Source organism: Sorangium sp. So ce321 (genome assembly GCF_051530195.1).
Classification (GTDB): Bacteria; Myxococcota_A; Polyangia; order Polyangiales; family Polyangiaceae; genus Sorangium.
This window is the reverse complement of the sequence record NZ_CP150329.1, coordinates 12,888,977-12,915,109: the sequence shown is the minus strand read 5'-3', so window position 1 is coordinate 12,915,109 and position 26,133 is coordinate 12,888,977. Positions and strand designations below refer to the sequence as shown.

General features: G+C 70.2%; 19 protein-coding genes and 1 pseudogene. 8 read left to right on the top strand and 12 right to left on the bottom strand.

Annotation, left to right across the window (positions count from 1 at the left end; all coding sequences use genetic code 11):
- Nucleotides 1-128: 128 nt before the first annotated feature.
- From WME89_RS47980 to WME89_RS47965, 4 genes and pseudogenes are all read right to left on the bottom strand, one after another.
- Nucleotides 129-1,691, bottom strand: coding sequence for a DUF1566 domain-containing protein (locus tag WME89_RS47980; RefSeq protein WP_438006215.1), 1,563 nt, complete (start codon nucleotides 1,689-1,691; stop codon nucleotides 129-131).
- 263 nt (nucleotides 1,692-1,954) lie between these two features.
- Entirely contained in the window at nucleotides 1,955-3,262 is a 1,308-nt protein-coding gene (locus WME89_RS47975) for an RICIN domain-containing protein (protein WP_438006214.1), read from the bottom strand.
- 1,260 nt (nucleotides 3,263-4,522) lie between these two features.
- Nucleotides 4,523-5,366, bottom strand: a pseudogene (locus WME89_RS47970) (serine hydrolase domain-containing protein); the annotation flags it as partial.
- Between the two features lie 86 nt (nucleotides 5,367-5,452).
- Complete coding sequence (locus WME89_RS47965; RefSeq protein ID WP_438006213.1) at nucleotides 5,453-6,301, bottom strand: class I SAM-dependent methyltransferase; 849 nt, start codon at nucleotides 6,299-6,301, stop codon at nucleotides 5,453-5,455.
- A 331-nt stretch (nucleotides 6,302-6,632) separates the two neighbouring features.
- On the opposite strand from WME89_RS47965, the gene WME89_RS47960 reads away from it, so the two are divergent.
- On the top strand, nucleotides 6,633-6,944 hold the full coding sequence (locus WME89_RS47960) for a hypothetical protein (protein ID WP_438006212.1): 312 nt from the start codon (nucleotides 6,633-6,635) through the stop codon (nucleotides 6,942-6,944).
- 16 nt (nucleotides 6,945-6,960) lie between these two features.
- Here WME89_RS47960 and WME89_RS47955 read toward each other — a convergent pair whose 3' ends face one another.
- Nucleotides 6,961-7,227, bottom strand: coding sequence for a DUF6999 family protein (locus tag WME89_RS47955; RefSeq protein ID WP_438006211.1), 267 nt, complete (start codon nucleotides 7,225-7,227; stop codon nucleotides 6,961-6,963).
- A gap of 798 nt (nucleotides 7,228-8,025) precedes the next feature.
- Here WME89_RS47955 and WME89_RS47950 point away from each other — a divergent pair.
- Both WME89_RS47950 and WME89_RS47945 read left to right on the top strand, forming a co-directional pair.
- Nucleotides 8,026-9,417 carry a hypothetical protein gene (locus WME89_RS47950; RefSeq protein ID WP_438006210.1) on the top strand — a complete coding sequence of 464 codons (1,392 nt, stop codon included), beginning with the start codon at nucleotides 8,026-8,028 and terminating at the stop codon, nucleotides 9,415-9,417.
- Nucleotides 9,418-9,810: 393 nt separating this feature from the next.
- The gene (locus tag WME89_RS47945; RefSeq protein WP_438006209.1) at nucleotides 9,811-10,611 is read left to right on the top strand and encodes a hypothetical protein; all 801 of its coding nucleotides are present in this window, start codon (nucleotides 9,811-9,813) and stop codon (nucleotides 10,609-10,611) included.
- A gap of 48 nt (nucleotides 10,612-10,659) precedes the next feature.
- Here WME89_RS47945 and WME89_RS47940 read toward each other — a convergent pair whose 3' ends face one another.
- Nucleotides 10,660-11,283, bottom strand: coding sequence for a sigma factor-like helix-turn-helix DNA-binding protein (locus tag WME89_RS47940; protein WP_438006208.1), 624 nt, complete (start codon nucleotides 11,281-11,283; stop codon nucleotides 10,660-10,662).
- A gap of 303 nt (nucleotides 11,284-11,586) precedes the next feature.
- Here WME89_RS47940 and WME89_RS47935 point away from each other — a divergent pair, with 303 nt between their 5' ends.
- Nucleotides 11,587-13,308: a PA4780 family RIO1-like protein kinase gene (locus WME89_RS47935; protein WP_438006207.1), complete on the top strand. Its 1,722-nt coding sequence runs from the start codon at nucleotides 11,587-11,589 to the stop codon at nucleotides 13,306-13,308.
- A 370-nt stretch (nucleotides 13,309-13,678) separates the two neighbouring features.
- Here the strand turns inward: WME89_RS47935 and WME89_RS47930 are convergent, their stop codons facing one another.
- A complete protein-coding gene (locus WME89_RS47930; protein WP_437621611.1) occupies nucleotides 13,679-14,074 on the bottom strand; it encodes a winged helix-turn-helix transcriptional regulator in 396 nt (131 codons plus the stop codon).
- Nucleotides 14,075-14,157: 83 nt separating this feature from the next.
- Between WME89_RS47930 and WME89_RS47925 the strand changes: the two genes are divergently transcribed.
- Nucleotides 14,158-14,481, top strand: coding sequence for a nuclear transport factor 2 family protein (locus WME89_RS47925; protein WP_438006206.1), 324 nt, complete (start codon nucleotides 14,158-14,160; stop codon nucleotides 14,479-14,481).
- Nucleotides 14,478-15,281 carry an SDR family oxidoreductase gene (locus WME89_RS47920; protein ID WP_438006205.1) on the top strand — a complete coding sequence of 268 codons (804 nt, stop codon included), beginning with the start codon at nucleotides 14,478-14,480 and terminating at the stop codon, nucleotides 15,279-15,281. Before WME89_RS47925 ends, WME89_RS47920 begins: the two co-directional genes overlap by 4 nt.
- Before the next feature lie 37 nt (nucleotides 15,282-15,318).
- On the opposite strand, the gene WME89_RS47915 is transcribed toward WME89_RS47920, so the two are convergent.
- Nucleotides 15,319-16,203, bottom strand: a complete 885-nt coding sequence (locus WME89_RS47915; RefSeq protein WP_438006204.1) for a LysR family transcriptional regulator — start codon at nucleotides 16,201-16,203, stop codon at nucleotides 15,319-15,321.
- A gap of 97 nt (nucleotides 16,204-16,300) precedes the next feature.
- On the opposite strand from WME89_RS47915, the gene WME89_RS47910 reads away from it, so the two are divergent.
- A complete protein-coding gene (locus WME89_RS47910) occupies nucleotides 16,301-18,265 on the top strand; it encodes a multicopper oxidase family protein (RefSeq protein ID WP_438006203.1) in 1,965 nt (654 codons plus the stop codon).
- Between the two features lie 121 nt (nucleotides 18,266-18,386).
- Nucleotides 18,387-21,074: a DUF6185 family protein gene (locus WME89_RS47905; RefSeq protein WP_438006202.1), complete on the top strand. Its 2,688-nt coding sequence runs from the start codon at nucleotides 18,387-18,389 to the stop codon at nucleotides 21,072-21,074.
- Nucleotides 21,075-21,137: 63 nt separating this feature from the next.
- Here WME89_RS47905 and WME89_RS47900 read toward each other — a convergent pair whose 3' ends face one another.
- The 4 genes from WME89_RS47900 to WME89_RS47885 form a co-directional block, all read right to left on the bottom strand.
- Nucleotides 21,138-24,890: an AAA family ATPase gene (locus WME89_RS47900; protein WP_438006201.1), complete on the bottom strand. Its 3,753-nt coding sequence runs from the start codon at nucleotides 24,888-24,890 to the stop codon at nucleotides 21,138-21,140.
- Nucleotides 24,891-24,899: 9 nt separating this feature from the next.
- Nucleotides 24,900-25,226 carry a hypothetical protein gene (locus WME89_RS47895; RefSeq protein ID WP_438006200.1) on the bottom strand — a complete coding sequence of 109 codons (327 nt, stop codon included), beginning with the start codon at nucleotides 25,224-25,226 and terminating at the stop codon, nucleotides 24,900-24,902.
- Between the two features lie 277 nt (nucleotides 25,227-25,503).
- On the bottom strand, nucleotides 25,504-25,815 hold the full coding sequence (locus WME89_RS47890; protein ID WP_438006199.1) for a type II toxin-antitoxin system RelE/ParE family toxin: 312 nt from the start codon (nucleotides 25,813-25,815) through the stop codon (nucleotides 25,504-25,506).
- Nucleotides 25,793-26,044, bottom strand: coding sequence for an addiction module protein (locus tag WME89_RS47885; protein ID WP_437657013.1), 252 nt, complete (start codon nucleotides 26,042-26,044; stop codon nucleotides 25,793-25,795). Before WME89_RS47885 ends, WME89_RS47890 begins: the two co-directional genes overlap by 23 nt.
- Nucleotides 26,045-26,133: the final 89 nt, after the last annotated feature.

The window sequence follows — 26,133 nt, the reverse complement described above, 5'->3', positions numbered from 1 at the left end:
GCATCGCGACGGTTCGCCCCCGCGGAAGAGTCCCGCCAGAAAAACCGGTCGATGACGAGCAGTCGGCCAAAACATCAATGATCTTAATGGCTTATGGATGTTTCGTCACCGAGGGTGACGGGCGAACTTCAGCGCACGCACCTCGCCCAGGCTGCCGTGAAGTGATTCCACTTGCCGCTGGCGCCGGCATTGAACCCGGTGAAGCCGTCGTCGAAGTTGAGCGCCCACGCCGCCGACGCGTTCCGCGCGGCCGCGTGGGAGCCCCAGTACCAGTCGTTGCTCCGGGCGCCGTACTGCGTGTCGGGGAATATCGTCCGGTGGATCGAGGGCGCCACCAGCGCCTCGTCGACGAGGGTCGCCAGCTCCCGGATGCTCGGCAAGCGCCAGGCGTGGTCGTTCAGGCCGAGCGTCGCACAGTAGCTCTTCGCCTCCTCCCACGTCATCGTGATCGGTGAATACCCCTGCTGCCAGATCAGCCCCGTGTAGTTGTCTCTCACCTCTCCTCGCGACACGACGGTGTACTGGTCGGGCGGCGCCACGGCCGGGCTGCTCGGCGCCTCCCCCGCGCCGTTGCCCCGCACGCAGCGCAGGCTCGCCGCCGTCGCCTTGGAGTAGGCGTTGCTGGCGATCCCGTCGCTCAGGTTGAAGGCCCAGGCGAAGTCGCGATCGCGACCGGCGCCGGCCTGCCGGATCGTGAGGATCCAGTCGGACGACGTCTTGTGGAAGCCACCTCGCGCTCCCGGGAACGCGGTCCTGTCGATGGCCGGGCTCCGGGTGAAGTCCACGAGCGACGTCATCTCGATGCGCGTGGGAAGACGCCAGTCGGAGAACCCGCCGAGCGTCAGAGAATCGCAGTAGCCGATCGCCTGGTCCCACGTGTAGACGTCCGCGGGAGGGCTTTGCTGCCAGTCGAGGCACGTGACGTCGTCGTGCACCACGCCGCCGCCGAGATCGGTGTAGCTCGCGGGGTTGGGCAAGCCGCTGCCCGCCGGATTCGGCATCGGCCAGCACGCCCATTTGTGCGAGCCGCACGCGGCGGCCCTGCCGCAGGTGTCGGTTGCTCCGCCCGCGCCGCCGCCGCCCGCGCCGCCGCCGCCGCCCTCTCCCGGCGCTCCGCCGTCCCCTGGCCCGCCTCCGCCCGCGGCCCCCGTCCCGCCGCCGCCCGAGCCGGCGCCCTCCACCGGCACGAGTTCAATGTAGTCGACCTTCAGGTCATAGCCCGACGCGGAGGAGCTCTTGCCCGTGACCTGGAACGAGAACTCGATATTGCCGGAGAGCGCCTTCTCCCCGAGCGTCGCCGTCGTCCAGCTGTCGCCCGTGGACGAGCTGTAGGCGTCGAGGCTCCCCACCGTCGAGCCGGCCACCTTGACGTCGTACTTGCCGTATACGTTCCGCTTGGCGTGGCGGAGGACGATCTCGTACGTGCCAGCCTCGACCGACTTCGAGAACTTGAAGAAGTCGCCGCTCTGGCTGGCACGGAGCTTCACGTTGCCCGAGTTGGTCTCGATCCTGTCTCCGGAGGAGATCGACCACGACTGCGCCTCGGCCTCGACCCTGACGGCGCTGATTGCGTCGCTCAGCGAGTCCACGTCCATGGTGTGCGCGTCCACGGAGCCATCGTCCGCCGCGACGCAGCCGGCGAGACCGATCGACAGCAATGCACCGAAATCGTAAGCGTACTTGAAGTTCATGGTTTCACTCTTGAATGATTTAAGGATACGCGAGGCCGAGCTGCTCGTTCAAAGTCGTCCGGCACTGCAGGGTCGCTGCGCTCCGGCTCGACCAGCGGTGCACGCCGACCCTCTATATAAGGAGCTCGCGCGTGTGCCCCCGCGGCCACGCGTGCGCCTTGTCGCTCTCGTGGCGCTGGTGCCACAGCTGAACGATGTCGAGGGTCGGCGTGCACCGTGAGCGAGCCGGGCTCGACGGGCATCCGGCCCGGGGCGCGGCGGCTTTACTTCAGGTAGGCCGCGAGCGGCAGGTCGAGATCGTCGATCCCGTCGGCCACGGCGCCTGCCATGATCCGGGCGCCGTGCTCCTGGAAGTGCGTGCCGTCGCTCACGCCGTTGCTGTACGCGCCGGTGTACTGACCAGCAGAGACGAAGAGGAAGAACTGCGCCGACGCCGCGCACCCGATTGAGTTGAGGTGGTCGAGCGTCCTCTGGTTCAGGTCGACCAGCGCGACGTCCCGCTCCGTGGCGACCGCCTTCATGGCGCTGGCGTACGTCGCGAGGCCGTTGCCGAAGGGCTTTCTGTCGTTGTTGACATCGCAGCTGCGACGCGGTGGGGGCGTCACGAGCACGGGGATGGCCCCGCGATCGCGGGCGCCTGTCACGTACTGCCCGATGTACCCCTTGAAGTCCTCGGGCGAGACGTATTTCGGCTCTCCGTCGCTGTAGGTCCTCGTCCGGTCCCCATCGTTGTGACCGAACTGCACGAGCAGGTAATCGCCGGGGCGGATGACGTTCAGGATCTCGTCGAGGCGCCCCTCGTTGATGAACCGCCGGGAGCTGCGGCCGCCGATGGCCTTGTTGACGATCGTCGCGTTGCTCCCGAAGTACTCCGGCAGCATCTGACCCCAGCCGGCCTGCGGCTTGTAGTCCGCGCGGTAGCTCGAGACCGTCGAGTCCCCGGCGATGTACACCTTGACGGCCGGCAGGTCCCCGCCCCCCGCGCCGGGAGTGACTCCCCCGGCGCCGGTCGCGGCCGTGATCAGCTTGAACTGCTGGTTCGGGCCCGCCCTCCAGGACCACTGCGCGACCGTCGTGCCGTCCGCCTTTCCCCGCCCGGTGACGTCGAGCACCTTGCCGCTGTGGCGCGCCGTGAAGCGCACGGCGCCGCCGCTTGTGTCGGCGATCGCCCATTGCTGATTGGGGCTGCCATGGCAGTCGTACTGCACGATCGGCGCGCCGTCGGTCGTGGACCTCGCGTCGACGTCGAGGCACTTGCCGCTGCCCACGTTGCGGACGGTGTAGTACCCGTCCGACGTCGCCTGGACGCGGAACTGCTGCGCCGGAGACTGCTTGCACGTGCCGATCTCGACGCGGGCCCGGTTGGCCGCGCTCGCGCCGGCGATCTGGACGCACTTGTCGCTGTCGACGCCCACGATCGCGTACGTCACGCTGGGGTCGACGCTCAGGCCCGCGGTCGACGCCTCGCCCTCTTCCCCGGCGTCGGCGTTCATCGCCGGATCGAGCGCGCACGCGCCGGCCAGGGTGGCGGCGAGGACGATGAGCAGGGAGTGAAGTGAAGAAATTCGCATAAGACATCCTCCAGGGATCGCGGCGCGCGTGGGCAGCCCACGGCTCGCTCGTCGCCCCTCGCCCTCTGGTCCGGGCGGTTCACCTGCCGTCGCGACCGGGAGCAAGGGAACGACCTGTCCTCCCTGGTTGCGCGACCGGCGCCGACTCAATCATCGGAAACGACGGAGAGGACGTTTTCCTGGCCGACGGGAAGATTCGGAGCTCACCGGAACGGCAAACGTCCTCCCTCCGGTCGCGTGCGCCGCAGGTGGGAGGCCAGCGCTCTTCGCCACAGCGCCCACGTGGCCACGATCCTCCATGCGCGGCGCTCCCTGGCCGTCGAGCGCGCCGACGTACCAGGTCGAAGCATCGCTGACCCGGCCGCCCGCCGCGTGCTCGCAGGCCCGACGACGTCTCCTGTCGGGTTGTTCAGTTCTGGGGCTTGCGCGGAGGTCATCCGTACTTCATGGCCTGGGTGTGAGCGTTTCATGGGGCAGAGGCGTCATGCGGAGATTTGGTCCGCTTTCGGCTCTCCTGGGCGGTCAGCTCGTTTGGAATCTTGTCCCCTCGCCTGTACTCCGCGAGTTTGTTGCCAGGGTCCTTGTTACGAACTGCTTCCAAGTGCCAGACTGGCTGCCCTTTACGCGGGATACCCACTACACCGACGCCCGCTCGGCCGCAGTCCACAAGCAGTTCATCAAATGCTCGGGACCGGCGTATTGCGTCCTGAGCAACGGCAAGCCAGCGCTCGTTGCCGGGATAACGGGCTGATTGTGCGATTGCCGGAGCAGGCGGCATCAGACTGTTTTTCTCGTTCGAAGCGTCGGTTCGCGCGAGCGTGCAACCACCTCGATCCAGGCCCGGCGCAAGGCGGTGACAGCCGTTGTGCAGCCAAGAAAAAGAATGCCAGGAGCGCTTCTCTAACCCTCCCGTCGCCCAACGGACGAGGACGGGCGTATCACGTCGTCGCGCCTCGTCGCCCCATGGACGGAGGGCCCCTCGGCGCGCCTGGCGCTGCGCCGCCCCTCGCCCGCCTGGCTCGGGCCGGCGTCGTTCGGCGCCCCGCACGGTTTGAATGCCTGTATTGGCCGTCTTATCGAGCCGCCTGCGGCCTTTCAACGGTATCAAAACAGCAAAATTGAGGCGACGCGCCGGAGCAGCCCGGGGTCCCGCCGCCCGGCGCAGCCCGAAATAGGCCGCGTTGGGTTGCTGGTACGTCGAGGCGTTCTGCGCCATGGCCTCCTCCGGGTTGGGGCCGGCGCCGATGAGGCGCGCCCCTAGTGACCGTGACGCGACATCCAGAACTGGTAGCCGTACCCGCAAAGTGCGTCGGGGTTCTCCGACCAGTCCTCGATTTGTAGGGGACCGATGTGCCGTCTGGTCGCGAGCTCCACCCATTCGCGCGGGACGAGCCGCCGGTCGCCCCAACGGCCTCCGCGCAGCAGCAGCTCGCCGAAGGCGGCGACAGCCTCGGTCGTGAGGTGCAGTCCGTGAAGTCCGAAGGCGGCACCCGCTCGCCACCCGGTCCCATTCGGCGTGGTCGACGCCCATCGGCTCGAAGAGGCGCTCGTCGAGCATCTCCGGGAGGCCGCGGCCGGTGACCCGTTCCACCATCCGGGCCAGGACGAAGGTGGTCGGATTGTCGTATGCGTGCCGTGTTCCCTCGGCCTCGGGAAACGGTACGCGCAGGAAGCCCTTCACCAGGTCGCCCGGTTCCAGTTGCCAGGCCCCGGCGAGGCTGTCCGTGCGGTGTCCGGCCGTCATCGACAGCAGGTGGTGAACGGTGAGGCGGCGCCCCTGCTCCGAGATGTCGGCCGGAACGTGGTCGGGCAACACGTCCACCACCCGATCGTCCAGCGAGAGCAGCCCGTCGGCGATCGCGAGCCCCACGGCGACCGAGCCGCCGCTGCGCCGCCTCGTCGCGGGCCGCCTCCCCGGGCTGCACCAGCCGCGGGTGCCCGCGCGTCTCGAACAGCAACGCGGGGCCGTTTCTGTGTTGGGCGGTGCCTGGTCGCGCATCATGGGATCAGACATCCGAGAGCCGCCTTTTGCCGGGCTGAGAGCCGCCGCTCGCCGCAGCAGCGGTCGTGGTCGCGCCCTACCTCTCCGCCATGGCGCCGCCAGGTCCCGCCGGCTTTCGTCCCGCTGAATTCCCCGCGGAGCACGAGTGGCCCGTGTTTCGCTCGCAGCCGCCGGGATGCTCACCCAATTCAGGAGAGGCGATCCGCCGTTACGATGCGCAGGTGCTTCGCCGCCGTCGTCGCGCGGCCGACGTCGGGAGACAGCGCGGCGCCGATACCGTGGATGTCCTCGTCCGCGGTGACGCCGAAGCCGTGCTTGGCGAGGAGCGCGCGCATCGCGTCGGCGGTGAACGCGGAGCGCAGCGGCTCCCCGAGCCGGCGCACGAGCAGGCCGATCACGCGGAGCATGAGCGCGGGGCTGTGATAGACGATGACGAGGCGGCTGCCCGCGGCCGATCGCCGCGCGAGGGCGGCGAGCGTCGCCTCGACGTCGGCCGGGGTCAGGTACATGACCACGCCCTCCCAGATCCAGGTGGTCGGGCGCGCGGGATCATGGCCCGCCTTCGCGAGCGCGCCGTCGAGGGCGTCGCGCTCGAAGTCGACGGGTACCCAGCGGATGTCCCGTGCGCACGGGGAGAGCGCCCCGACGCGCGACCGCTTGTCGCACTGCGAGTCTGGGTGATCGACCTCGAAGACGACGACGTCGCGCAGCTCGGGCATGCGCCACGCGCGGCCGTCGAGGCCGGCGCCGAGGATGACGAGCTGCGGCGACGTGGCCCCTCGGATGGCGTCGTCGATCGCGACCGTGCGCGCGACCATCACCTTCGACTGGCGCTCGAGGTACGCGCGGCCGAGGCGCCCGCGTAGCCCCTTCGGCGTGACGCCTGCACGGAAGCGCTCGACGCGGGCTCGCGCCTCGTCGGGCAGGAGCGCCATCGCGGTCGGATCGGAGAACCGCGTCACCGTCGTCGCGCCGTGCGCCGCTGCACGTCCCATGCACACGAGTTCCGCGGTCCGGCTTGCGCGCCCAGGCTTCATGCGCGGAAAGATAACGGCGCAACCATCACCCGCCAACCCTGCGGATAGGTGCGGTCGTCGATCAGCTGCCTTCTGTCCTGGCTACTGGGAACATCCGCTGCGAGTGTCGGCGGATCGAGCACCGCACAGCGGCCGTCGGCCGAGGCGCATCCGCAGCCTCTTGCATCGCGCGATCGAGCACGGCCTCGCCGAGAAGCTCGTCACCGCGGTCGGGAAACCGGCGCTCGCCACCGCGATGGCGAGCGCCGCGATCCATGGCGCGGCCGAGGCGGAGCGTAGGTAAAAGAAGCCCGACTCAGCGGTGGTGCGCCGCATCCTCGATCATCTGAACTTGCCCTCACAGCCCCGAACGGCAGCACCCGCGCGCGATCATGCCGACTGCCGGCGGCAGCTGCTCGCGCTCTACGGGCGCGGCCGCTCGCTCAAGGGCGACGACCTCGCGCCGCGCATCGCGCGGACCGAGGGGGTGAGCGCGGCGTTCATCCGCGAGCTCCTGAGGCGGGCGGCGCTGTTCGCGGCCGACGCGGGGCGCGGCACGGCCGTCGACGAGGAGCACCTCAAGGAGGCGCTGCACGAGCTGCTCGTCGACGGGGGGCCGCTCACCCGGAGCCTCCTCGGCGCTCACGCTCACCGCCCCTCGTGATCACGTGATCACGTGATCACCGTTTGCCCCGGACCGCCTCTCTCTTCGCCTCTGCCTTCAGCTTCCTCAGGTGTCCGTGCAAGGTCTCGGAGTCGAGGCCGTGCAGCGTCAACCGAAAGCCGGCCTCGAGCGTCGATCTGGGCACCATGAGGTGATGGTTGTGCACCAGGGCGACAGGCAGCGGGTTGTTCAGGATCTTGCCGACGTAGAGCGCGATGATCTCGTCGAGCTGCAGCGAGTTGCTCGCCCGCTCCGCACCTGTCCTATCCGGGCGCCTCGTCAATGCGGCTTGCTACCGTCGGCGCGACCTTGCTCTCCCCTCCGGTGCTGGCACCGGGCCGAGCAGCCGACCGATCGCCTCGTGAACGATCCGCGCCGCCTCCTCATCCCCAAGGACGACGGCCCGGTTCAGGGTGCCGGCGAGCGAGGCAACCACGACGGCCCGAGGCGACGCGTCGGCCGACGCGAGCTTCCCAGGATCGAGGCTCGCCGGTTGGGCCCGGGTTGGGCCCACCCTCACCGACGGGCTGCGATCCGTCGTCAGGCCTCCCTGAAATCCCGGGCAAAGCACCGGATCGCGACGGTTCGCCCCCGCGGAATCGTCCCGCCAGGATTTCTCCGGCAGCGAGGAGGGACCATGACAGCGGCGTGATCGGCGCGCACAGCCTTCCTCGGGATCGCGCGCTCGGCATTCCGGAGCTCCCAGCGCGAGCCCAAGCCGCGCGAGGACCTCCCTCACCACCGCTGGCCCGGTCACAGCACCTGAAAGACGCATCTTCCCGCCACAGCCAGTACAGGAGAGCTCGTCATCTCGAGGTGTCGCGCCACGCTGGCCCGGGTTCATCGCCTTCACGGCGACGGGCCCGGCTGCGCATGTGCGCGGGATTCATCGTGCTGATCGTCACCGGTGCGGCGCCGGGAGCATCGGCGCGGCGCTCCGGGAAGGCCTGGCGCAGCCGCGACCGGGGCGGCCATGGGGTGGGACAGCCGGCGCGGTCCGCAAACTGTCGCGTACGCCTGACGTCGCTTCGGGGTATGCTGCCGCGGCCAGGCGCCGTGGCTCGCGCGCAAAGGACACCTCATGAGAACCGGCGTCGCTGCTACCCTCCTTGTCTCCTCTTCGTTCCTCGCTGCCTGCTCCGACGGCGGCTCTTCGGCCGGAGACGGCGGGACCGGCGGAACGGCCGAATCCGGCGGCGCCGCGGGGACGGGCGCCGCCGGCACGACCGGGACGGGCGGCGGCTCAGTGGGCGCGGGCGGCGCGGGCGGCGCGGGCGGCGCGGGCGGCGCGGGCGGCGCGGGCGGCGCGGGCCCGGGCGAGACGATCGATCTTTGCGCGGGTCTCGTGCAGGACAAGGAAGCGCACCCGATGACCGAGCTCGCCAAGCCGGCGCTCGGCGAGGCCGTCACCGACGCCGAGTTCGGCACCACGATCCGCCGGATCACGGCGGTCGCGCCGGACGGCGGGAACGCCCCGGTCATCAAGCCGATGTACTCGACCATCTCGGCGTGGAACGCGGACGAGTCGAGGCTTATCCTCTTCTCGGTCGCAGCCGGCGAGCACCAGCTCTACGACGGCAAGACGTACCGGCTCATCGAGGCGCTCGACATCTCGCCCGCGGACATCGAGCAGGTGTACTGGCACACATCTGATCCCGATGTCCTGTTCTACGTTGACGGCAAGGACCTCATCCGTTACCACGTCGACGCCGGGACGAAGGAGGTCGTGACGACGTTTGACTTCTGCTCGGGCGGCGCGAGCGCGGGCAGCGACCCGCTGTTCATGTCGTGGGACTCGAACCGCATCGGCCTTGCGTGCGACGATCAGGTGTTCATCTATGATATCGGCCAGGATACGGTGCTCGCGAGGAAGGAGCTCGACGAGAACCCCGCCCAGGTCGCGCCGAGCGGGACGCTCGCGTTCCTGAGCGACAGCGGCGGCGTGACCGATCCGCGGCTGAACGTGGTGCGTACGCTGGACCTGCTGGAGCCGTACGGCCACGCGTCGCTGAGCATGGTGAACGGTCACGACACCTGGAACGGGGCTGTCTACGATCCCGGTCCCGGCGGCAATGACGACATCGGGCTCCTCGTGACATGGGACCTTGCGGAGGGCACCTCGAAGGTGATCATCGGGCCGGAGACGGGGTGGCCCTATCCACCGACAGGTCACCTCTCAGGGATGGCGTACAAGCAGCCGGGGTGGGTGTTCGTGTCGTCGATCGGCGATGCGTCGGGCGCAGGGGTGCTCGACATGGAGAATCTGATCGCCGACACGAGCACGGGCAAGGTCTGCCGGATCGGTCGCCACCGGAGCTGGGGCAAGGAGAACACCAACCTCGGTGAGCCGTACTGGGCCGAGCCGCACACCGTGCCCAGCCCCAGCGGCACGCGCGCCGTGTTCGGGAGCGACTGGGGCAACGGGGATACCGTCGACACCTACGTGATCGAGCTACCCAGCTACAAGCCGTGATGACGGGCCGCGAAGGGCCGCGCGGGGCTCGCTCGATGCCTCACCTCTGGACGAGGCCCGAGGCGCCAGCGGGCAGACCCACGGGTGGAGACGGGCGTCACTACCGAGCTCCTCGCCCAGCGCACGCTCGACACCGGCTACCCTGCTGGCGCCGGGCGCCTCGTTTCACGCGCGCCGCCAACCCTGCACGCTCATGCAGAGCGATCCCGCCAGCACCCAGGGCGCTGCTTGCTGGAGAGCGTTCGAGCAGAGGGGGGACATGCGGTCGCCCACCCGGCGCCTTGCCGTGACGCTGAAGGAGCAAGAGATCCGGTCTCGAGAATGGCCTGCCTGGGACAGCTCCGCCGCCGGGTGGCACGGTCAACAAGAACAACGAACGACAGGGATGGACGCATGCACAATCCAGGCGATGTGATCGGCACCTACGGCAAGAGCCGTTCGCTTCTTTTTACCGGATGGTTTCTGGCAGCGCTGTTCGCCGGTGCGGGCGCCCTGGTGCTGTCCCTGGTACCAGGGCCGGGCAGCACGGTGCGGTTCGATGGGGACGTGTCGGTGCTGTATCGCGTTGGCTACGGGGGGATCGCGCTGGGCCTCGTGATCGCGCTGGGCACGTGGTGGGTCGTGGGCTCGCAGCCCGTGTTCGTGCTGCACCAGAACGCGATCGAGGCCCGGGAGCGCAAAGGCACCCGGACCGACTTCTACGCCGACATCGAGGATCTCTACACGTTTTACTTCGGCGGTATCGGCTACCGGGCGACACCACAGGCGCCGTGGGTCTTCATTGGAGCACGCACCTCGCGCTACGCCGAGCTGAGCCAGGCGTTGCGGATGCGCCATGTAGAGCAGCGCGGGGAGCGGCTCTACCACGAGCTTCAGGCCGGTAGATCGGTCAGCTTCCGGGCTCTGCCCGACAGCGTGGCGCTGTCCAAAACGCTGTTCGCCTCCCGCAACATGGACCACCCGATGCGGATGATCGAGCTCACGCGCGGCCACCTCACGATCGAGGGGAAGTCCATCGCGATCGAACGCATCGCCGACGTCGCATCCAACCTCTGGGCAGAGCGGTCGCAGATCCTGGATGTGGATGGCGGGGTGTTCCACACCATGCACTCGAACGCCGTGATGTCGTTCGACGTGCTGGTGACGCTGATCGCCCGCTTGCAGCGGGACGCCGCCTCCGCAGCCCGCGTCTGAGGGCGCGCAGGGGCAATGCGGGCGCCGGAGGGGCCGGCGCGAGCGCGGTCAACCGAGGGAGTCGGGGCCCTGCGGGGCTGGGCCGCTCAAGGCTGCAGGAACGCCTCCATGCGCGCGCCGCTTGAGCACCGTCGCAAGGCGCCTCCGCCCCCGGCGGAGCCTCGAGAACGCGGTCCCAGCCGGTAACCCCAGGCTCCGGGCGACCTCGCTGACCTGCTCCCCCTCACCGCCGAGGAGCAGCACCCGGCGCTTCCGGGGCTCGACCAGCGAGAGCAGCTCGAGGAGGGCACGCGCCTCGACGTCCCCTGGGGGCACGGCACCCGGCCGGTGACGTAGGCCCGCGGGGCCGGGACGGCGACCTCCCGGCGGCGGGAAGCCTTCTCGGGGTACTTCCTGGCCAGGTGGACGGCGATGCCGATCTGCCAGCGCTGGAGGAATCGCGCTCGGCAGGATCGCGTCGGGCTCGATCGTGACCGGCGGGGGTTGTGACGGCGCGGCGGGCGAACGCTTGGCCCCCTCCGCCGCTTGCTCACCCAGCCCTCCCGCGCTCAGCCGGTCCGGCGGGCGTCGAGCGGCTGCCGGGCTCAGCGGACGACCAGGGCGAGGCGCCCGCTCCCCCGCTCCTGCCGACGTTGTGGGCAAGCGGATCCGCGACGGAAAGCTGCTCCGCATCCGGCGGGCGCACAGATGGCACCGCTGTCGGCTGCGCGGGAGCACGGCGATCGAGGCCCCCGCGTTCCCGGTGGGGTGGAGACAGAGCGTCCCGATGCGGCGGGCCCGGCTCTCGGATCGCGAGCGGCTGCACGGCGGGCTCGAGGAGGGTGAGCGCGCGAACCGCGGACGGTCGGCGCGCCGCGGCGGCCAGAGCGCGACGCAGCCGCCGTAGCATCCGATGCGGTTGCAGCGCACCATCTTTTGCGGCAAGAGGACGCCCGGGGGGATTCTTCCCCCGACGAAACGAAGACCCACGAGAACATGCAAATTCCGAGCAACCTCACGTCGCTGGTCGACGAAGGGCTCATCGACGAGGTTGTGCGGCCGCTGATGAGCGGAAAGGAAGCGGTGGTCTTCCTCGTCCGGGCGGGCGGCGAGCTGCGCGTCGCGAAGGTCTACAAGGAAGCGCAGAACCGCAGCTTCAAGAACCGCGCGACGTACACCGAGGGCCGCAGGGTGCGCAACAGCCGCGACCAGCGCGCGATGGACAAACGCTCGCGCCACGGCCGGGCTCAGGACGAAGCCGCCTGGCGCTCGACCGAGGTCGACATGATCTACCGCCTGCGCGACGCAGGCGTCCGCGTGCCGACCCCGTACCACGCGCTCGACGGCGTGTTCGTGATGGAGCTGGTCGCCGACGTCGACGGCAGCCCCGCGCCTCGCCTCGCCGAGACGAGCCTCGACCGAGATCAGGCCATGTGGGTCTACCATCGTCTGATCGGCGAGGTCGTGCGGATGTTGTGCGCCGGCGTCGTGCACGGCGATCTGTCGGACTTCAACGTGCTCATGAGCGCCGACGGGCCGGTGATCATCGACTTCCCCCAATCGGTGGACGCCGCGAAGAACCAGAACGCCAGGCAGCTCCTGCTCCGTGACGTCGACAACCTCCATCGCTTCCTCACGCGCTTCGTGCCCGAGCAACGGCGAGCCGCCTATGGCGAGGAGATGTGGGAGCTCTACGCCAACAGCGCGCTCACCCCTGAGACCCGATTGACCGGCCGCCATCGGGTCTCCGAGCGAAGGGTGGATACCCGCGCCGTGCTCGACCTCATCGGCGACGCGAACTACGACGAGCGCAAGCGCCGCGAGCGTCAGGGCATGAGCATGCGGGGAGCGCCGAAGGCCGCCCAGTCGCCCGCGCCCGCCCCCGAGGCGCCCACGACCGAGGGGCGAACGACCGATCCGCGCGACCGACCGCGGCAGGCGGAGAGGCCGGCTGCGCACGCCGGGAATGGGGCCGGGCCAAGGCCGCAGCAACACGGACCAAGGGAAAGGCCGCAAAACGCCGGGCCTGACCAGAGGCAGCAGCACGCGGGCAACGCGCCTGCCCAGAGGCCACCGCAGCACCCATCGGGACAGCCGCCGGTGCAGTACGAGGCGAGGCAGCGACCACAGCAGCATGGGCCAGACCGTCGGCCGGCCCAGCATGCGACGGCGCAACGGCCCGCGCAGCACCACGAGGCGCCGCAAAGGCCGCAGCACCACGAGGCGCCGCACAGGCCGCAGCGCCACGAGGCGCCGCACAGGCCGCAGCGCCACGAGGCGTCGCAAAGGCCGCAGCACCACGAGGCGCCGCAAAGGCCGCAGCACCAGGAGGCGTCGCAAAGGCCGCAGCACCACGAGGCGCCGCACAGGCCGCAGCGCCACGAGGCGCCGCAAAGGCCGCAGCACCACGAGGCGTCGCAAAGGCCGCAGCACCACGAGGCGCCGCAAAGGCCGCAGCACCACGAGGCGCCGCACAGGCCGCAGCGCCACGAGGCACCGCAAAGGCCGCAGCACCACGAGGCGCCGCACAGGCCGCAGCGCCACGAGGCGTCGCAAAGGCCGCAGCGCCACGAGGCGCCGCAAAGGCCTCAACAGCACCAGGCGATGCAAGGGCCGCCGCAGCAAGGGGAGCCGCAGGCGGAGTCGCGGCCACGCCGCCGTGTCGTCATCTCGGTGAGCACCAGCGACCGACGTTCGAGCACGCGCCGGAACCCCTGACAGGCCCCCCGCGGGGTCGCCCGCGGCAGGTCCGCGCGTCACCGCGCCTCAGGCTGACGAGCGTCGCGTTCCTGAGCCGCCTCCTCGAAGAGCCGCTGCTGCTCTGGCTTCCCGCGAGCGCGGCGTTGGTCACATCATCGGAAGAGCAGTCATTCACGAGGACCCATCGAGTCGTGCCGCCCCTGAGCGGGCGGGACGATCAGCGCCTTTCGGCTGGACGAATCTGTGGTCGTGACTCCCTCCATCGAAGCCTCGCTACGCCTCATCGGCGGTCCGAGGCGAGCGAGGAGGCACGGGAGCGCCACCAGCGTCGCGGGCTCCGCGCACCTCGGGTCGAGCACCGGGGCGTTGCGCTCCACCGGGGCAGCCATCACGCAGGCGCATCGACGGGAGAGGACGCGCGGCGCTTCGCTGCCCATCGCAGCAGCATGTCCAGCGCCGGGCAGAGCGCTTGTCCCCACTCGGTGAGCCCGTACTCGACCCGGGGCGGCACCTCGGGGTGCGTGACGCGCCAGACCATCCCGTCGCGCTCCATCTGCCGGAGTTGCTGGATCAGCATCTTCTGCGAGACGCCAGGGATGGCGCGCTCGAGCTCCGAGAAGCGCTGCACCTTCCCTCCGAAGAGGCGAAAGAGGATCACCAGCTTCCAGCGCCCCTTGACGAGCTGGAGGGCCTGCTCGACTCGCTCGGCGGCGAGCTCGGGGGTGGCCGGCTCGTCGTACTCACCTTCGGGTGCGTAGCCCACCTTTTCGTGCGTTCTTGCCACCCGATGAGCCTAGCCCAACTTTGCGTGCGAGGGGCCCACGTGACGGGCCCCGGGTCATCGTCCCCCAGGAGGAACCACCGCCCATGCAAGTACCCGGACCGCTCGCAGGGTACGTCGCCGCGCAGAACGCGCGAAGCGTCGATGCCATGCTCGCCTGCTTCACCGACGACGCCGTCGTCCGTGACGAACGCCGCGAGTATCGTGGCACCTCTTCCATCCGGGGGTGGATGGAAGAGACCACCACGAAGTACCACCCCAGGCTGGAGGTGCTCGACGTCAGCACGGCGAACGGGCAGGTGCTCCTCCGCGTCTCCGTCTCCGGCACGTTCGCGGGGAGCCCGCTCCGGCTTCGCTACGACGTCACGCTCGATCGAGATCGGATCGCGCGCCTGGAGATCGACGGATGAACACACCTAGAAAATTCTCGATCGATCCCGAGGAGTTTGCCGGCAAGCGCGCGCTCGTCACAGGCGGCACCAAGGGGACGGGCGAGGCCATCGTCCGCCGCCTCGGAGCTGCGGGCGCCGTGACTGTGACCACGGCGCGCTCTGCGCTCCCGGCGGGTCAGTCGCCGGGCGTCTTCGTACAGGCCGACCTCGCCACGGTGGCGGGCGTCGACGCCCTCGTCCGCACGGTCCTGGGCGAGCTTGGCGGGATCGACATCCTGGTCCACACCCTCGGCGGCTCCTCGGCGCCGGGCGGCGGCTTTGCGTCGCTCACCGAGGACATCTGGCACGACGAGCTATCGCTCAACCTCATGGCCGCCGTGCGCCTCGATCGCGCGCTCCTCCCGCACATGATCGCGCGAGGCTCGGGGGTCGTCCTCCACGTCTCGTCCATTCAGCGCCGGCTCCCGCTGCACGACTCGACGATCGCGTACGCGTCCGCGAAAGCCGCGCTGTCCACGTACAGCAAGGCGCTCTCCAAGGAGCTGGGACCGAAGGGCGTCCGCGTGAACTCGATCGCTCCGGGATGGATCCGCACGACGGCAGCCGACGCCTTGGTGAAGCGCCTCGCCGACCACGCCGGTACAGGTGAAGACGCGGCCCGGCAGGGCATCATGAACGCGCTCGGCGGCATCCCCATCGGGCGTCCCGCATGGCCCGAAGAGGTCGCGGAGCTCGTCGCGTTCCTTGCCTCCGACAGGGCGGCGTCCATCCATGGGAGCGAGTACCTGATCGACGGCGGCACTGTGCCCACCCTTTGACGGCGGTTGCTGAGCGCGAGAAGCGCCCAGGTCGAGGCTAGATCTGCCCGAGCGAGGCGCGCACGCGCTCGACGACCATCTTGATCTTGGGGATCTCCGAGAGCATCGCCGGGACGCTGAGCCGCACCGGCCGCTCCTGCCCGACGACGTCGGGCAGCACCGGGACGAGCGCGTCCGGGCCCAGGCCGGGGTCGGGCAGGAGCGCGTCGGGGATCAGGCCGATTCCCAGGCCGGAGATGCAACAGTGGCGGATGAAGTGGATGTCCGTCGCGATGAGGGCCGGCTCGACCGTGAAGGAGGCGCCCCGCCACGTCCGCCAGATGCGCGCGTCCTCGCCGGGGGCCTGCCACGCGAACAGCTCGTGGTGCTTCAGGTCCTCGATGTTCCGGGGCGTGCCGCGCTCATCCAGGTAGGCGCGGGCGGCGATCAGCCACTCGCGGACGCGCAGGACGACGTGCGATATCCAGTGTCCTCCCGGCGCGTCCTCGCCGAAATGCACCGCTATATCGATGTCGGTCAGGGCCTCGCTCAGCGGGTCGTTGCTGAAGCGACAATGGACGTGGAGCCTCGGGTACGCGCGGCGCACGGCGGCGAAGAGCGGCGTGAGCACGTGCGGCGGCAGCCCCACGGGCAGGACGACCCGCAGGGTGCCCGAGGGCTCGTCGCCCACCTCCCGGATCGAGGCCAGGAGCGCGGAGGCCTCCTGCATCATGCCGCGCCCCCGCCGCGCGATCACCTGCCCGGCCTCGGTCGGCGCGACGCCGCTGCGCGCGCTCTCGAGCAGCGGGACGCCGGCGCGCGCCTCCAGCGCCGCGACCTGGCGCCGGAGCGTCGTGCGCGACGTGCCGAGCGCGCGCGCGGCGCCGAGGTACGAGCCCGCCTCGACGACGGCGATGAAGGCGCGCAGCTCTTCGAGATCCATACACCCTGCCACTGTCCGCATTCTAGCCAGGGGTGACCGTCTTCGGCCATCGACCTCTGGCGCGGCTCGATAGCGTCGTTCCTGGAGGAGGACACCGATGGGACGAGACGCTTCATATGCCCTGGCGCGCACTGGATCGCTCGCGGCGCTGGCTCTCTTGGCCGCGGGCGCCGCGGGCGCCGCGGGGATCGCCGGCTGCGGCGGGGGAGAGGAGGGCAGCGCGACGCCGCAGACGACGACGGTGTACGCCGACCCGCCCGAGCTGGAGCCGGGCGAGGACGGGGCGTACGCGCTGCGCTTCGGCCCGAGCGCGGTCGAGATCGGCGGGCGGCGCTTCTGTCTCCGCGCCTACAACGGGATGACGAGCGGGCCCACGATCCGCGTCCCGAAGGGCGAGGAGCGCAAGGTGCACGTGAACCTGCACAACGACTTCACGAAGAGCGACTTTCGCGAGATCGCGAGCATGATGGGCCACGGCTCGAGGTCGTGTCACGACTTCAACCTCACCAACCTGCACGGGCACGGCCTGCACGTGCAGCCCAACTTCGCGACGGACGATCCCGCGGACCCCTGCGAGGGCGACGGCTGCGCCGCCGGCGGGCGGTACTTCGGGGATCACGTGCTGCACGAGGTGGGGCCGGGGGAGAGCGCCCGGTACCGCTGGGACCTGGACGAGGACGGGATCCACCACGAGGGGACCGACTGGTACCATCCTCACATCCACGGCGCGACGGCCATCCAGGTGATGGACGGCGCCGCCGGGGCGCTGATCATCGAGGGGGCGCTCGACGAGCTGCCCGGCATCGCCAGGGCCAGAGAGCGGGTCATGGTCATGACGCAGGTGCCCATCGATCACGAGAACACGGTGCCCCTGAAGGAGGGAGAGGACTGCACCGAGGACAACCTGTCGGTGACCGACTTCCTCGCGGTCGAGACGCTCCGGGCCACGCTGATCAACGGCAGGCTCAGGCCGCGGCTCGTGACGCCGCCCGGGCAGGTGGAGCGGTGGCGCATGGTGTACGCGGGCAGCCCCGACGAGATGGGGATGAAGCTCCACGTCGCGAAGGACGCGGCGTGCTCCGATTTCGACAAGACGCCCATCGAGACGACGCAGATCGCGCGCGACGGGCTGACGCTCCCGCAGTTTTACCGGAGCGACACGGTGTGGGTGTCGCCGGGGTACCGCGCCGACGTGATGGTGAAGATGCCGGAGCAGGAGCAGACGCTCTGTCTGGTGGGGCGCCGGCCGAACGATCTCCTGGGCAGCGTCATCGCGATCGTCGACGTGTCCGCGAGCGCGGGGGAGCCGACCGAGGTGAACCTGCCTGACGAAGCGGACGTGGCCGCGCTCGCTCCGCCCACCTCGTGGACTGGCATGGTCGACGGGCAGGTGACGGAGGTGAGCTGCGATTCCGTCGAGACAGTGCACCAGAAGGTGGTGCTGCTGGTGCCCACGCCGGGGTCACAGCCGCCCGACCTCAGCTCGGACGTGGCGCTCAGGTCGTGCGATCCGGAGGCCCACCCGCACGAGATCGACGAGGAAGCGCCCGTGTGCCTCTGCCCGGATCCGAACATCAGCTGCCGCAAGTTCGACGAGCGGCGGCTGCGGGGCTACCGGAGCGACAGAGTCATGACCGCCGGCAGCGCGGAGCGCTGGGAGATCCGCGCGTTCGACGGCCACCCGTTCCACATCCACATCAACCCCTTCCTCGTGTGCCCGAGCAGGTCGAACAAGGAGCCCAACTTCCCCCACTGGCGAGACACGATGTGGGTCCAGGTCGAGGACGGGCCGCGCGACGTGCTGATGAACCCGCGGAGGTTCACGGGGCAGTTCGTGCTGCACTGCCACAAGCTGAACCACGAGGACGAAGGGATGATGGAGCTCGTGGAGATCTGCGATTCGGCCGATCAGGAGTGCCTGTGTCTCGGGACGGACGCGGACGGCGCTTGCATCTCGCAGGCGGGGTGTCAGCCGGACGACCTGCAGTGCCAGTTCGCGAAGACGGCGACGGACGCGTATCCGGCGCCGCCGGCGCCGGACTTCGAGCTGTGCGGGCCGTGATCCGCCGAACGCCGCGTCATCGAAGGGGCCGCCTTCGCTCCATGGCCTGCGGGGTGGCCTCATCCAGGAGAGGCGCGGATCCAGGGGCTCATCAGAAAGATCTTCCTGCCCTCATCGATCCATGCTCAATCGTGAGCTCGTGGATCGGGAGAGGCGCAAGTCAGTCTGGGCAGCGGTGCGATGGATCGCGGCGGCGCTTCTCCTCTTCTCCATGGGAGGGCTCTCGGCCGCACTCCTCTACGCCGTAGATCCGAAGAGGAGCCCGGTAGGAGCGCTCCTTGCGAGATCCCCGGAGCCCAGCGCGCCGCGGGCGAGCCTCTCTCCACGTTTTCGCGAGGCGCTCCAAGACCCGCCGAGCGAGCTCGAGCGCGATGTCGCCATCACGATATCCCCCACGCAGATCGAGGTCGAGGTCGACTTCGTGGCTCCAGCGAGCCACGCCCTCGCCCGCGCGGTCGCCCAGGGGATCCCGAAGGCGGAGGCCGCCCTCCTCGTCGACGCCATGGTGGGCGTCCTGAGCGAGCGGTTCGGGGCAGAGGACGCGCGAGAGATCACGTGGACGGTGCTGCCCGCCGCGCAGACCATGGCCGTCCATCTCCGCCTCGGACGCCGAGGGCAGATCACGTCGATAGAACTCGACCGATCGCAGCAGGCGCCGCCGCCGGCGCGGCGCGAGACCTTCGCGATCTACCCCCGTGAGATGGCGGTCGGCTCGGCGTCCGCCGTGCCGACGAGCGCGGACGGCAAGAGCATCGTCTTCGCGGGTGGCCTCACCGAGCCTCTCCCGGCGACGATCGCGCTCCGGCTGTTGCCCGTGTCCTCCGAGGGGCCTGGCGCGATCACGCCAAAAAAGCCACCCTCGGCGATCGCGCTGCTCGGCCGTTTGAGCGATCTCGTCACCGTGCAGCGGGTCGCGGACGTCATCGCCATCTCGCTGCCGGGCGTCCTGCTCCTGTGGCTCGTGCGCCGCTCGTCGCTGCCCGAAGCGTCGTTTCCGCGCCGCCTCTCCCGCGCCGCGTTCGCGTGTATCGCGCTCTTCGCGACGGCGCAGCTCGCCCTCGGGCTCCAGGGCTTCTGGCTTGGCCTGCTGCGAGGCAGCCCGCTCGCGACGCTCCTGTCGACCGGCGCCGCGGCCGCGTGCGTCGCGGTCGTGGGCGGGATCCTGCCGCGGGGGCTGCTTGCGCCCCGGGATCCGGACAAGGGCGCGACAGGCACGCTCGGGAACGCCGGGCCGGCCGTCGCCTTGCTGATCGGCCTCTCGATCCTGCTCTCGCTCCTCTTCGGCTCGACCCCTCCCGATCGGTGGACCGTGGTCGCCGCCATCAGCGTGGCCCTGCTGTACGCCGGGCTTCGGGGGTTTGCCCTGTGCGTCGCCCCGGACGACGGCGGCGCGAAGGTCCGTGGGTGGCTCGCGCTCGCGCTCGCCTTCGCGGCGATGTTCGCGAGCGCCGCCGATCCGAGGTGGCCAGTCCTCGGCCCCATCGTTCGCGTCGTGGTGTGCGCGCTCATCGGCGCCTCGATGCTCGGCGCGCTCGTCGACCTCGCCGGCAGGACCTTGCGCCCCGAGGCCGGCCTCGACCCGGCCCGCCGGTCGTGGGGCCGACGCGCCGTCGTGGGTCTCGTGCTCGTGGTCGCGGCGATACCGATCAGCCGGATCCCGGGGCTCGGCGGCGACCTCGCGGCGCACGGTGCGATGCCGAGAGATCTCGGCCTCTTCGCCCTCTCGCTCGCGCGCACGGGCGCCCGGCTCGTCGCCGTCGGCGCTGCGCTCTGTCTCGCGCACGCCGGCGCGGCGGGCAGGCGGCTCGACCCGGTGACCCGCGGAGCCGTCGTGCTCGGGACCGCGACGCTGGCGTTCGATGCCCACGAGATGTTCTGCTACGTGCCCATCACGTTCCTGCTCGGCTGGGGCGTGCTCCGATCCATCGTCGTCGAGCCCCCGGCGGACCTCGACGCGCGCGATCTCCCTCCGGCGCAAGGCGGGCGCGCCGCGGAGCCGCTGGACGAGATCGTCCATCTGAACGCGGCCGAGCGCGGGTACGGTCAGCTCCGGGACAATCTCCTGGAGAGGCTCTCCAGAGGGGAGATCGGCCTCGAGGAGTACAACGCGACGCTCTCCAGGGAGCGCCGCGTCCTCGACGAGATGCGCGAGCGCTCGCGGGTCGGGGATCGGGCGCTGCGGGATGTGGCGCTGGCGTATGGACCGTTCGACACCGCATGGAAGAACGCCCTCCACGGCGCCCGGTGGGCCGTCCTCCTCGCGTCGCCTTTGATCTTCCTCAGCCTGCGCTCGATCCTCCTCGCTGACTATACAGGTCAAGTGTTTCCCCACTGGATCATGGGATACAAGGCGGTCGGGGCCATCGCTCGATGGGCGCTCATCGGCCTGTTCTTCGGTGGCCTGTTCCCCTATCTCCGGGGGCGGGGCGGGCTCGGCAAGAGCTTCTGGGTCTTTCTCGCCATCCTCGTCCCCGCCCTGCCCAGCGCGGGCGTCTTCTGGGCGACACCGGACGAGCTGCGCGGGACGGCCTTCTTCAGCGCACAGCTGTTCCTCGTGTGCACGCTCCTCGGCCTCGTGGCGTTCGATTACGTCACGATCTCGCGCCGTGGGCTCCGCGGGCTCCGCGCCCTCTTCCACGTCTACAACCTGCCTTCCATCGGTCTGTCGCTCTCGACCATCACCGTCGCCGCCGGCACGAGCGTGAGCACCCTTCTCAGCTCGGACGCCGGCGCCATCGTGACGGCGGCGCTCGGGTTCGTGATTGGCGGGGGCGCCGGTATCGAGGCCTCGCCGGGGGGCGGCCCGTGATCCGCTCTTGCCGTGGCGCAGGCGGCATGCCGCGATAGGGCCGAGGGGGTGTGGCCGGGGAAGCTAGCCGTAGCGCGCTCGGAGCGCCTCGATGGCGCGCCGGATGCCGAGGGCCACGTCGTGCCACGCTTCGTCGCGGTCCTGCCAGAGGGTGATCGGCCTGGCATCCTTCGGGAGCGCCTGGAGCCTGGCGAACGGCGCGCTGTGCCAGTCGGTCTTTCGAAGGATGACCGGAATGACGCAGGCCTGGCCGGCGTCGTGGCGCGCCAGGGCGCGCGTCATCTCGTTATCGAAGCAGTAATCTGAGGCAAGGAAGTCGGCGCTCACGAGGAGGAGGATCACCTCGGCCTCGTTGAGATGCTTGTCGATCTGGCCAGCCCGCGCATCGCCGGCGGCGATGCGGCGGTCATGCCAGCTCTGGAGGAGGCCCTCGCGTTTGAGGAGAGCGAGATGGGTCTCCAGCTCGTCGCGGAGAGCCTCGTCCTTGTGGGAGTAGCTGAAGAAGAGACGGAGAGGCTTCTTTCGCGGGAAGCCTTTCTCTTGAGGTGCTGAGGGCGTGAAATAGAGATGCCAGAGGTTGCCGTTCGTGTCGCCTGCACAAAGATGCTGCTGCGACACAGCCACGCTGAAAAATGAGCCGACCCCGCGCAATGTGCCCAGGCATTCCCCTGTCGAAGTATCCCAGACCTTGAGCGTCTTATCGCTGGAGGCGGAGACGATGCGCTGGCCATCGGGGCTGACCGCGCAGGCATTGACCTCCCCGGAGTGGCCTACGAGGGTGGAGAGGAGCTTCCCGCTGGCAAGGTCCCAGACCTTGAGCGTGCTGTCCCAGGAGGCGGAGACGATGCGCTGGCCATCGGGGCTGACCGCGCAGGCATGGACCCCCCGGGAGTGGCCTTCGATGGTGGAGAGGAGCTTCCCGCTGGCAAGGTCCCAGACCTTGAGCGTGCTGTCCCAGGAGGCGGAGACGATGCGCTGGCCATCGGGGCTGACCGCGCAGGCAGTGACCGTCCCGGAGTGGCCTTCGAGGGTGGAGAGGAGCTTCCCGCTGGCAAGGTCCCAGACCTTGAGCGTGTTGTCGCCGGAGGCGGAGACGATGCGCTGGCCATCGGGGCTGACCGCGCAGGCAGTGACCGTCCCGGAGTGGCCTTCGAGGGTGGAGAGGAGCTTCCCGCTGGCAAGGTCCCAGACCTTGAGCGTGTCGTCGCTGGAGGCGGAGACGATGCGCTGGCCATCGGGGCTGACCGCGCAGGCAGTGACCCACCCGGAGTGGCCTTCGAGGGTGGAGAGGAGCTTCCCGCTGGCAAGGTCCCAGACCTTGAGCGTTTCGTCGGAGGCGGAGACGATGCGCTGGCCATCGAGGCTGACCGCGCAGGCATCGACCCTCCCGGAGTGGCCTTCGAGGGTGGAGAGGAGCTTCCCGCTGGCAAGGTCCCAGACCTTGAGCGTCCTATCCCAGGAGGCGGAGACGATGCGCTGGCCATCGGGGCTGACCGGGCAGGCATGGACCCCCTCGGAGTGGCCTTCGAGGGTGGAGAGGAGCTTCCCGCTGGCAAGGTCCCAGACCTTGAGCGTGTTGTCGCTGGAGGCGGAGACGATGCGCTGGCCATCGGGGCTGACCGCGCAGGCATTGACCCTCTCGGAGTGGCCTTCGAGGGTGGAGAGGAGCTTCCCGCTGGCAAGGTCCCAGACCTTGAGCGTGTTGTCGCCGGAGGCGGAGACGATGCGCTGGCCATCGGGGCTGACCGCGCAGGCAGTGACCCACCCGGAGTGGCCTTCGAGGGTGGAGAGGAGCTTCCCGCTGGCAAGGTCCCAGACCTTGAGCGTGCTGTCCCCGGAGGCGGAGACGATGCGCTGGCCATCGGGGCTGACCGCGCAGGCATTGACCCTCTCGGAGTGGCCTCCGAGGGTGGAGAGGAGCTTCCCGCTGGCAAGGTCCCAGACCTTGAGCGTGCTGTCCCCGGAGGCGGAGACGATGCGCTGGCCATCGGGGCTGACCGCGCAGGCATTGACCTCCCCGGAGTGGCCTACGAGGGTGGAGAGGAGCTTCCCGCTGGCAAGGTCCCAGACCTTGAGCGTGCTGTCCCCGGAGGCGGAGACGATGCGCTGGCCATCGGGGCTGACCGCGCAGGCATGGACCCCCCGGGAGTGGCCTTCGAGGGTGGAGAGGAGCTTCCCGCTGGCAAGGTCCCAGACCTTGAGCGTGTCGTCGCTGGAGGCGGAGACGATGCGCTGGCCATCGGGGCTGACCGCGCAGGCATTGACCATCCCGGAGTGGCCGGACAGCGTGCGCTCCTCGCCGGTCCACATCCGCACCGGATGCCGCAGCCGGATCGCTGGCAAGCCGCGCGCGAACCGCAGCGTTCGCGCGATGCGCTCCGCCTCCCATCCGGCCGAGCGCAGCCGGTTGTAGCCCAGCTCCGGCAGCGCCTCCGGCGCCTCGCGGAGCCAGTGCGACTCGGCCCGCACCGCCCGGTGGAGCAGGTCGAGCTCGCCGTCCTCGAGCTCCTTCGCGCCGAGGCGCAGCGTTTCCTCGAGCGCCGCAGGCCCATCCTCGCGGCAGAGCCCCTCCAGGAGCCCGAGATCCCGGCACAACCCCCGCGCTTTCTCCCGCTCGCCCGCCGCGATCGCGTGTGCGATCGCGTGGCGCGCCGCATACCGCCGCCGGAAATCACTCTCTCCCTCTGCCACTGGCCAGCGCGCCGCCGTCTCCAGCAGCCGCCGGTGCAGCTCGGCCATGCGCTTCGGCCCGAGCTTCTCCGTGATGAACGCGCGAAAGGCCTCATGGTACGGCCGGTACGCCCGCGTGCCGCGCCACGACGCCGGCTCCTCCAGGAGCAGCGCCCGCGCTGCGCGAAGGAAATCCTCGCCGGCCTCCACGTCGTTCCACCCCCACGCCGCCTCGATCTCCTCGAGCGGCAGCGCCTCGCGCGCCGCGCAGACCAGCCCGAGCCCGTTCGCGACAATCCCGAGCTGCTCGCGCGGCAGGCTCCGGAGCTGCTGCCAGATCTGCTCCAGGAACCCGCTCAGCCCTCGCGGCAGGCGCTCCACACGCCGCTGCTCGACCGGCTGCTCCTCGAGCCACTCCCGCAGCTTCACCGCATAGAGGAGGTTCCCCTCCGCCCGCGCGACCGCCTCCTCGACGAGCCTCGGGTCGAGCCGCGGCGTGAACCGCGGCGCCTGATCGCCCCAGAACGCCCGGCAGGCCCGCTCGTTCGAAGCCGCCCACTCGGGCGCGTCGAGATCGAGCCGCCGCACATTCCCGCGGCTCTCCAGCCACCCGAGGTGCGGGTACTGCGGGCGCGATGCGCAGAGCGCGTGCACGCGCGGCGGCAGCGTGTAGGGCAGAAAGCCGGGCAGCGGGTTCTGCCCGGCGCCCTCGCTCCGCGCCTCGTCGAGGCCGTCCACGACGAGCACCAGGCGCTCTTCGCGAGGGACGAGCTCGTGCTTCGACACCCTCGCGAGGAGCTCGATCAGCCGGTTCTCCGGCCTCGCCGCCGGGTCCTTCTGCGCCGGATACAGCGCCTCGATCTGCGCCGAGAGGGAGCGCACGACCGCCTCCGGGCGATCCCAGTCAATGACGTCGCGCCGGAGGAAATGGTGCGGCGCCCTGCGGCCGCGCTGCTCTTCCAGATCGAGCCACCGCGAGAGGATCGCGCTCTTGCCCATGCCGGGCCCGCCCGTGACGAGCACCCAGCGGCCCGACGCCCCCGCGCCTTCCAGGTGGCGATCGACGGCCGCGAGCGCGTCCTCTCGACCGAAGAAATGCTCGTGGCGGCCGCGCTCGATGCCGAAGTCGATGAGGTCTGCCGCCACGGCGCCAGCCTACCAGACGACCTTCCCGGGCCGCCGCATGGTCCCCATCAGCTCGAGCTCGCCCGACGCGTCGTGCCGCGGACGCTCCCGCCGCTGCCGCCCGATGCGCGCGCGGATGGCGGCGCGCATCTCCATGCGCGCGCGGATGGCGGCGCGCATCTCCATGCGCGCGCGGATGGCGGCGCGCATCTCCGCCGAGGGCGTCTCGAGGTAGGCGTCCGAGAGCGCGCGCAGCGCGTCGTCGGACCGGCGCCCTGCCGCCTCACTCCCCACCTCGCCCACTCGCCTCCCCGCCTCTGTCGGCTCTCTCCCCGGCTCGTTCCATGTTTCTGCCACCTCGCCGGACTCCTCCCCAGCCTCCGGCCATCTCACCCCCCGCCTCGCCGAGCTCACCCCCCACCTCGCCGGAGTCGATCCCCACCTTGCCGGACTCACCCCCCGCGGGGCGCTCGCCTTCCGGCCTGGGGGCGGCACCTTCCGGCCTGGGGGCGGCACCTTCCGGCCTGGGGGCCGCGTCCTCCCGTCCGGGGACGGCGTCCGGCGGCCCGGGGCGGCACATTCCGGCCGAGGGCTTTCCGCCACCGACACGGGGAGACATCGCGGCGATCGTCTCTCAGAGAGCGCGCGCCAGCCAGTACAGCGGGCGCCGCTTTGCATGGGGGATCGCGAGCACCAGCACGTGATCGGCATGCACCTCGAACGCGATGACGTAGGGAAACCGGCTGACAGTCGCCCTGCGAATGCTCAACGGTGCGGCGGCCGTACCTGGCCAGACCGGAAACGATGCAGGCGCTTCTCCGATCCTGTCGAACGCCGACGACACCTCGGCGACGAGCTCGTCACCCAGCCCCGAGCGCCGTTCCTCGTACCACAACGCCGCGGCGCGAAGCTCTGCACGTGCTTCAGGATGCAGCGCGATGCGCACGAAGAGCCGCGAGCTCCGTCAGGAGCTCCGTCCGAGCTGCCCCCCACTCGACCGTCTCCACCTTGCCCTCTGCGATCTCCCGCGAGCGTCGCTCCAGCTCGGCCGCCCATGAGGCCGCGACCTCCTCCTCGTCGGCTTCTTCCAGGCTGGAGAGCAGCTCCTCCGCGACCCTGGCCCGCTCCTGGCGAGGGAGTTTTAGCAACCGGGCAAGGATCTCCTCGGTGGACATGGATGGAGCGTAGCACGGACCCGGGCCCGCGATGCTCCTCGGCCACCGCGCCCCGATCGCCGGACGCGCGGCGCATGAGGCTGGCTTGC

Coding starts and splice junctions, on each gene's coding strand:
- WME89_RS47980 (WP_438006215.1), bottom strand. CDS start 1,691: ATGAACTTCAAGTACGCTTACGATTTCGGTGCATTGCTGTCGATCGGT.
- WME89_RS47940 (WP_438006208.1), bottom strand. CDS start 11,283: ATGCGGAGCAGCTTTCCGTCGCGGATCCGCTTGCCCACAACGTCGGCA.
- WME89_RS47945 (WP_438006209.1), top strand. CDS start 9,811: ATGCACAATCCAGGCGATGTGATCGGCACCTACGGCAAGAGCCGTTCG.
- WME89_RS47925 (WP_438006206.1), top strand. CDS start 14,158: ATGCAAGTACCCGGACCGCTCGCAGGGTACGTCGCCGCGCAGAACGCG.
- WME89_RS47905 (WP_438006202.1), top strand. CDS start 18,387: ATGCTCAATCGTGAGCTCGTGGATCGGGAGAGGCGCAAGTCAGTCTGG.
- WME89_RS47920 (WP_438006205.1), top strand. CDS start 14,478: ATGAACACACCTAGAAAATTCTCGATCGATCCCGAGGAGTTTGCCGGC.
- WME89_RS47885 (WP_437657013.1), bottom strand. CDS start 26,044: ATGTCCACCGAGGAGATCCTTGCCCGGTTGCTAAAACTCCCTCGCCAG.
- WME89_RS47965 (WP_438006213.1), bottom strand. CDS start 6,301: ATGAAGCCTGGGCGCGCAAGCCGGACCGCGGAACTCGTGTGCATGGGA.
- WME89_RS47950 (WP_438006210.1), top strand. CDS start 8,026: ATGAGAACCGGCGTCGCTGCTACCCTCCTTGTCTCCTCTTCGTTCCTC.
- WME89_RS47975 (WP_438006214.1), bottom strand. CDS start 3,262: ATGCGAATTTCTTCACTTCACTCCCTGCTCATCGTCCTCGCCGCCACC.
- WME89_RS47935 (WP_438006207.1), top strand. CDS start 11,587: ATGCAAATTCCGAGCAACCTCACGTCGCTGGTCGACGAAGGGCTCATC.
- WME89_RS47910 (WP_438006203.1), top strand. CDS start 16,301: ATGGGACGAGACGCTTCATATGCCCTGGCGCGCACTGGATCGCTCGCG.
- WME89_RS47915 (WP_438006204.1), bottom strand. CDS start 16,203: ATGGATCTCGAAGAGCTGCGCGCCTTCATCGCCGTCGTCGAGGCGGGC.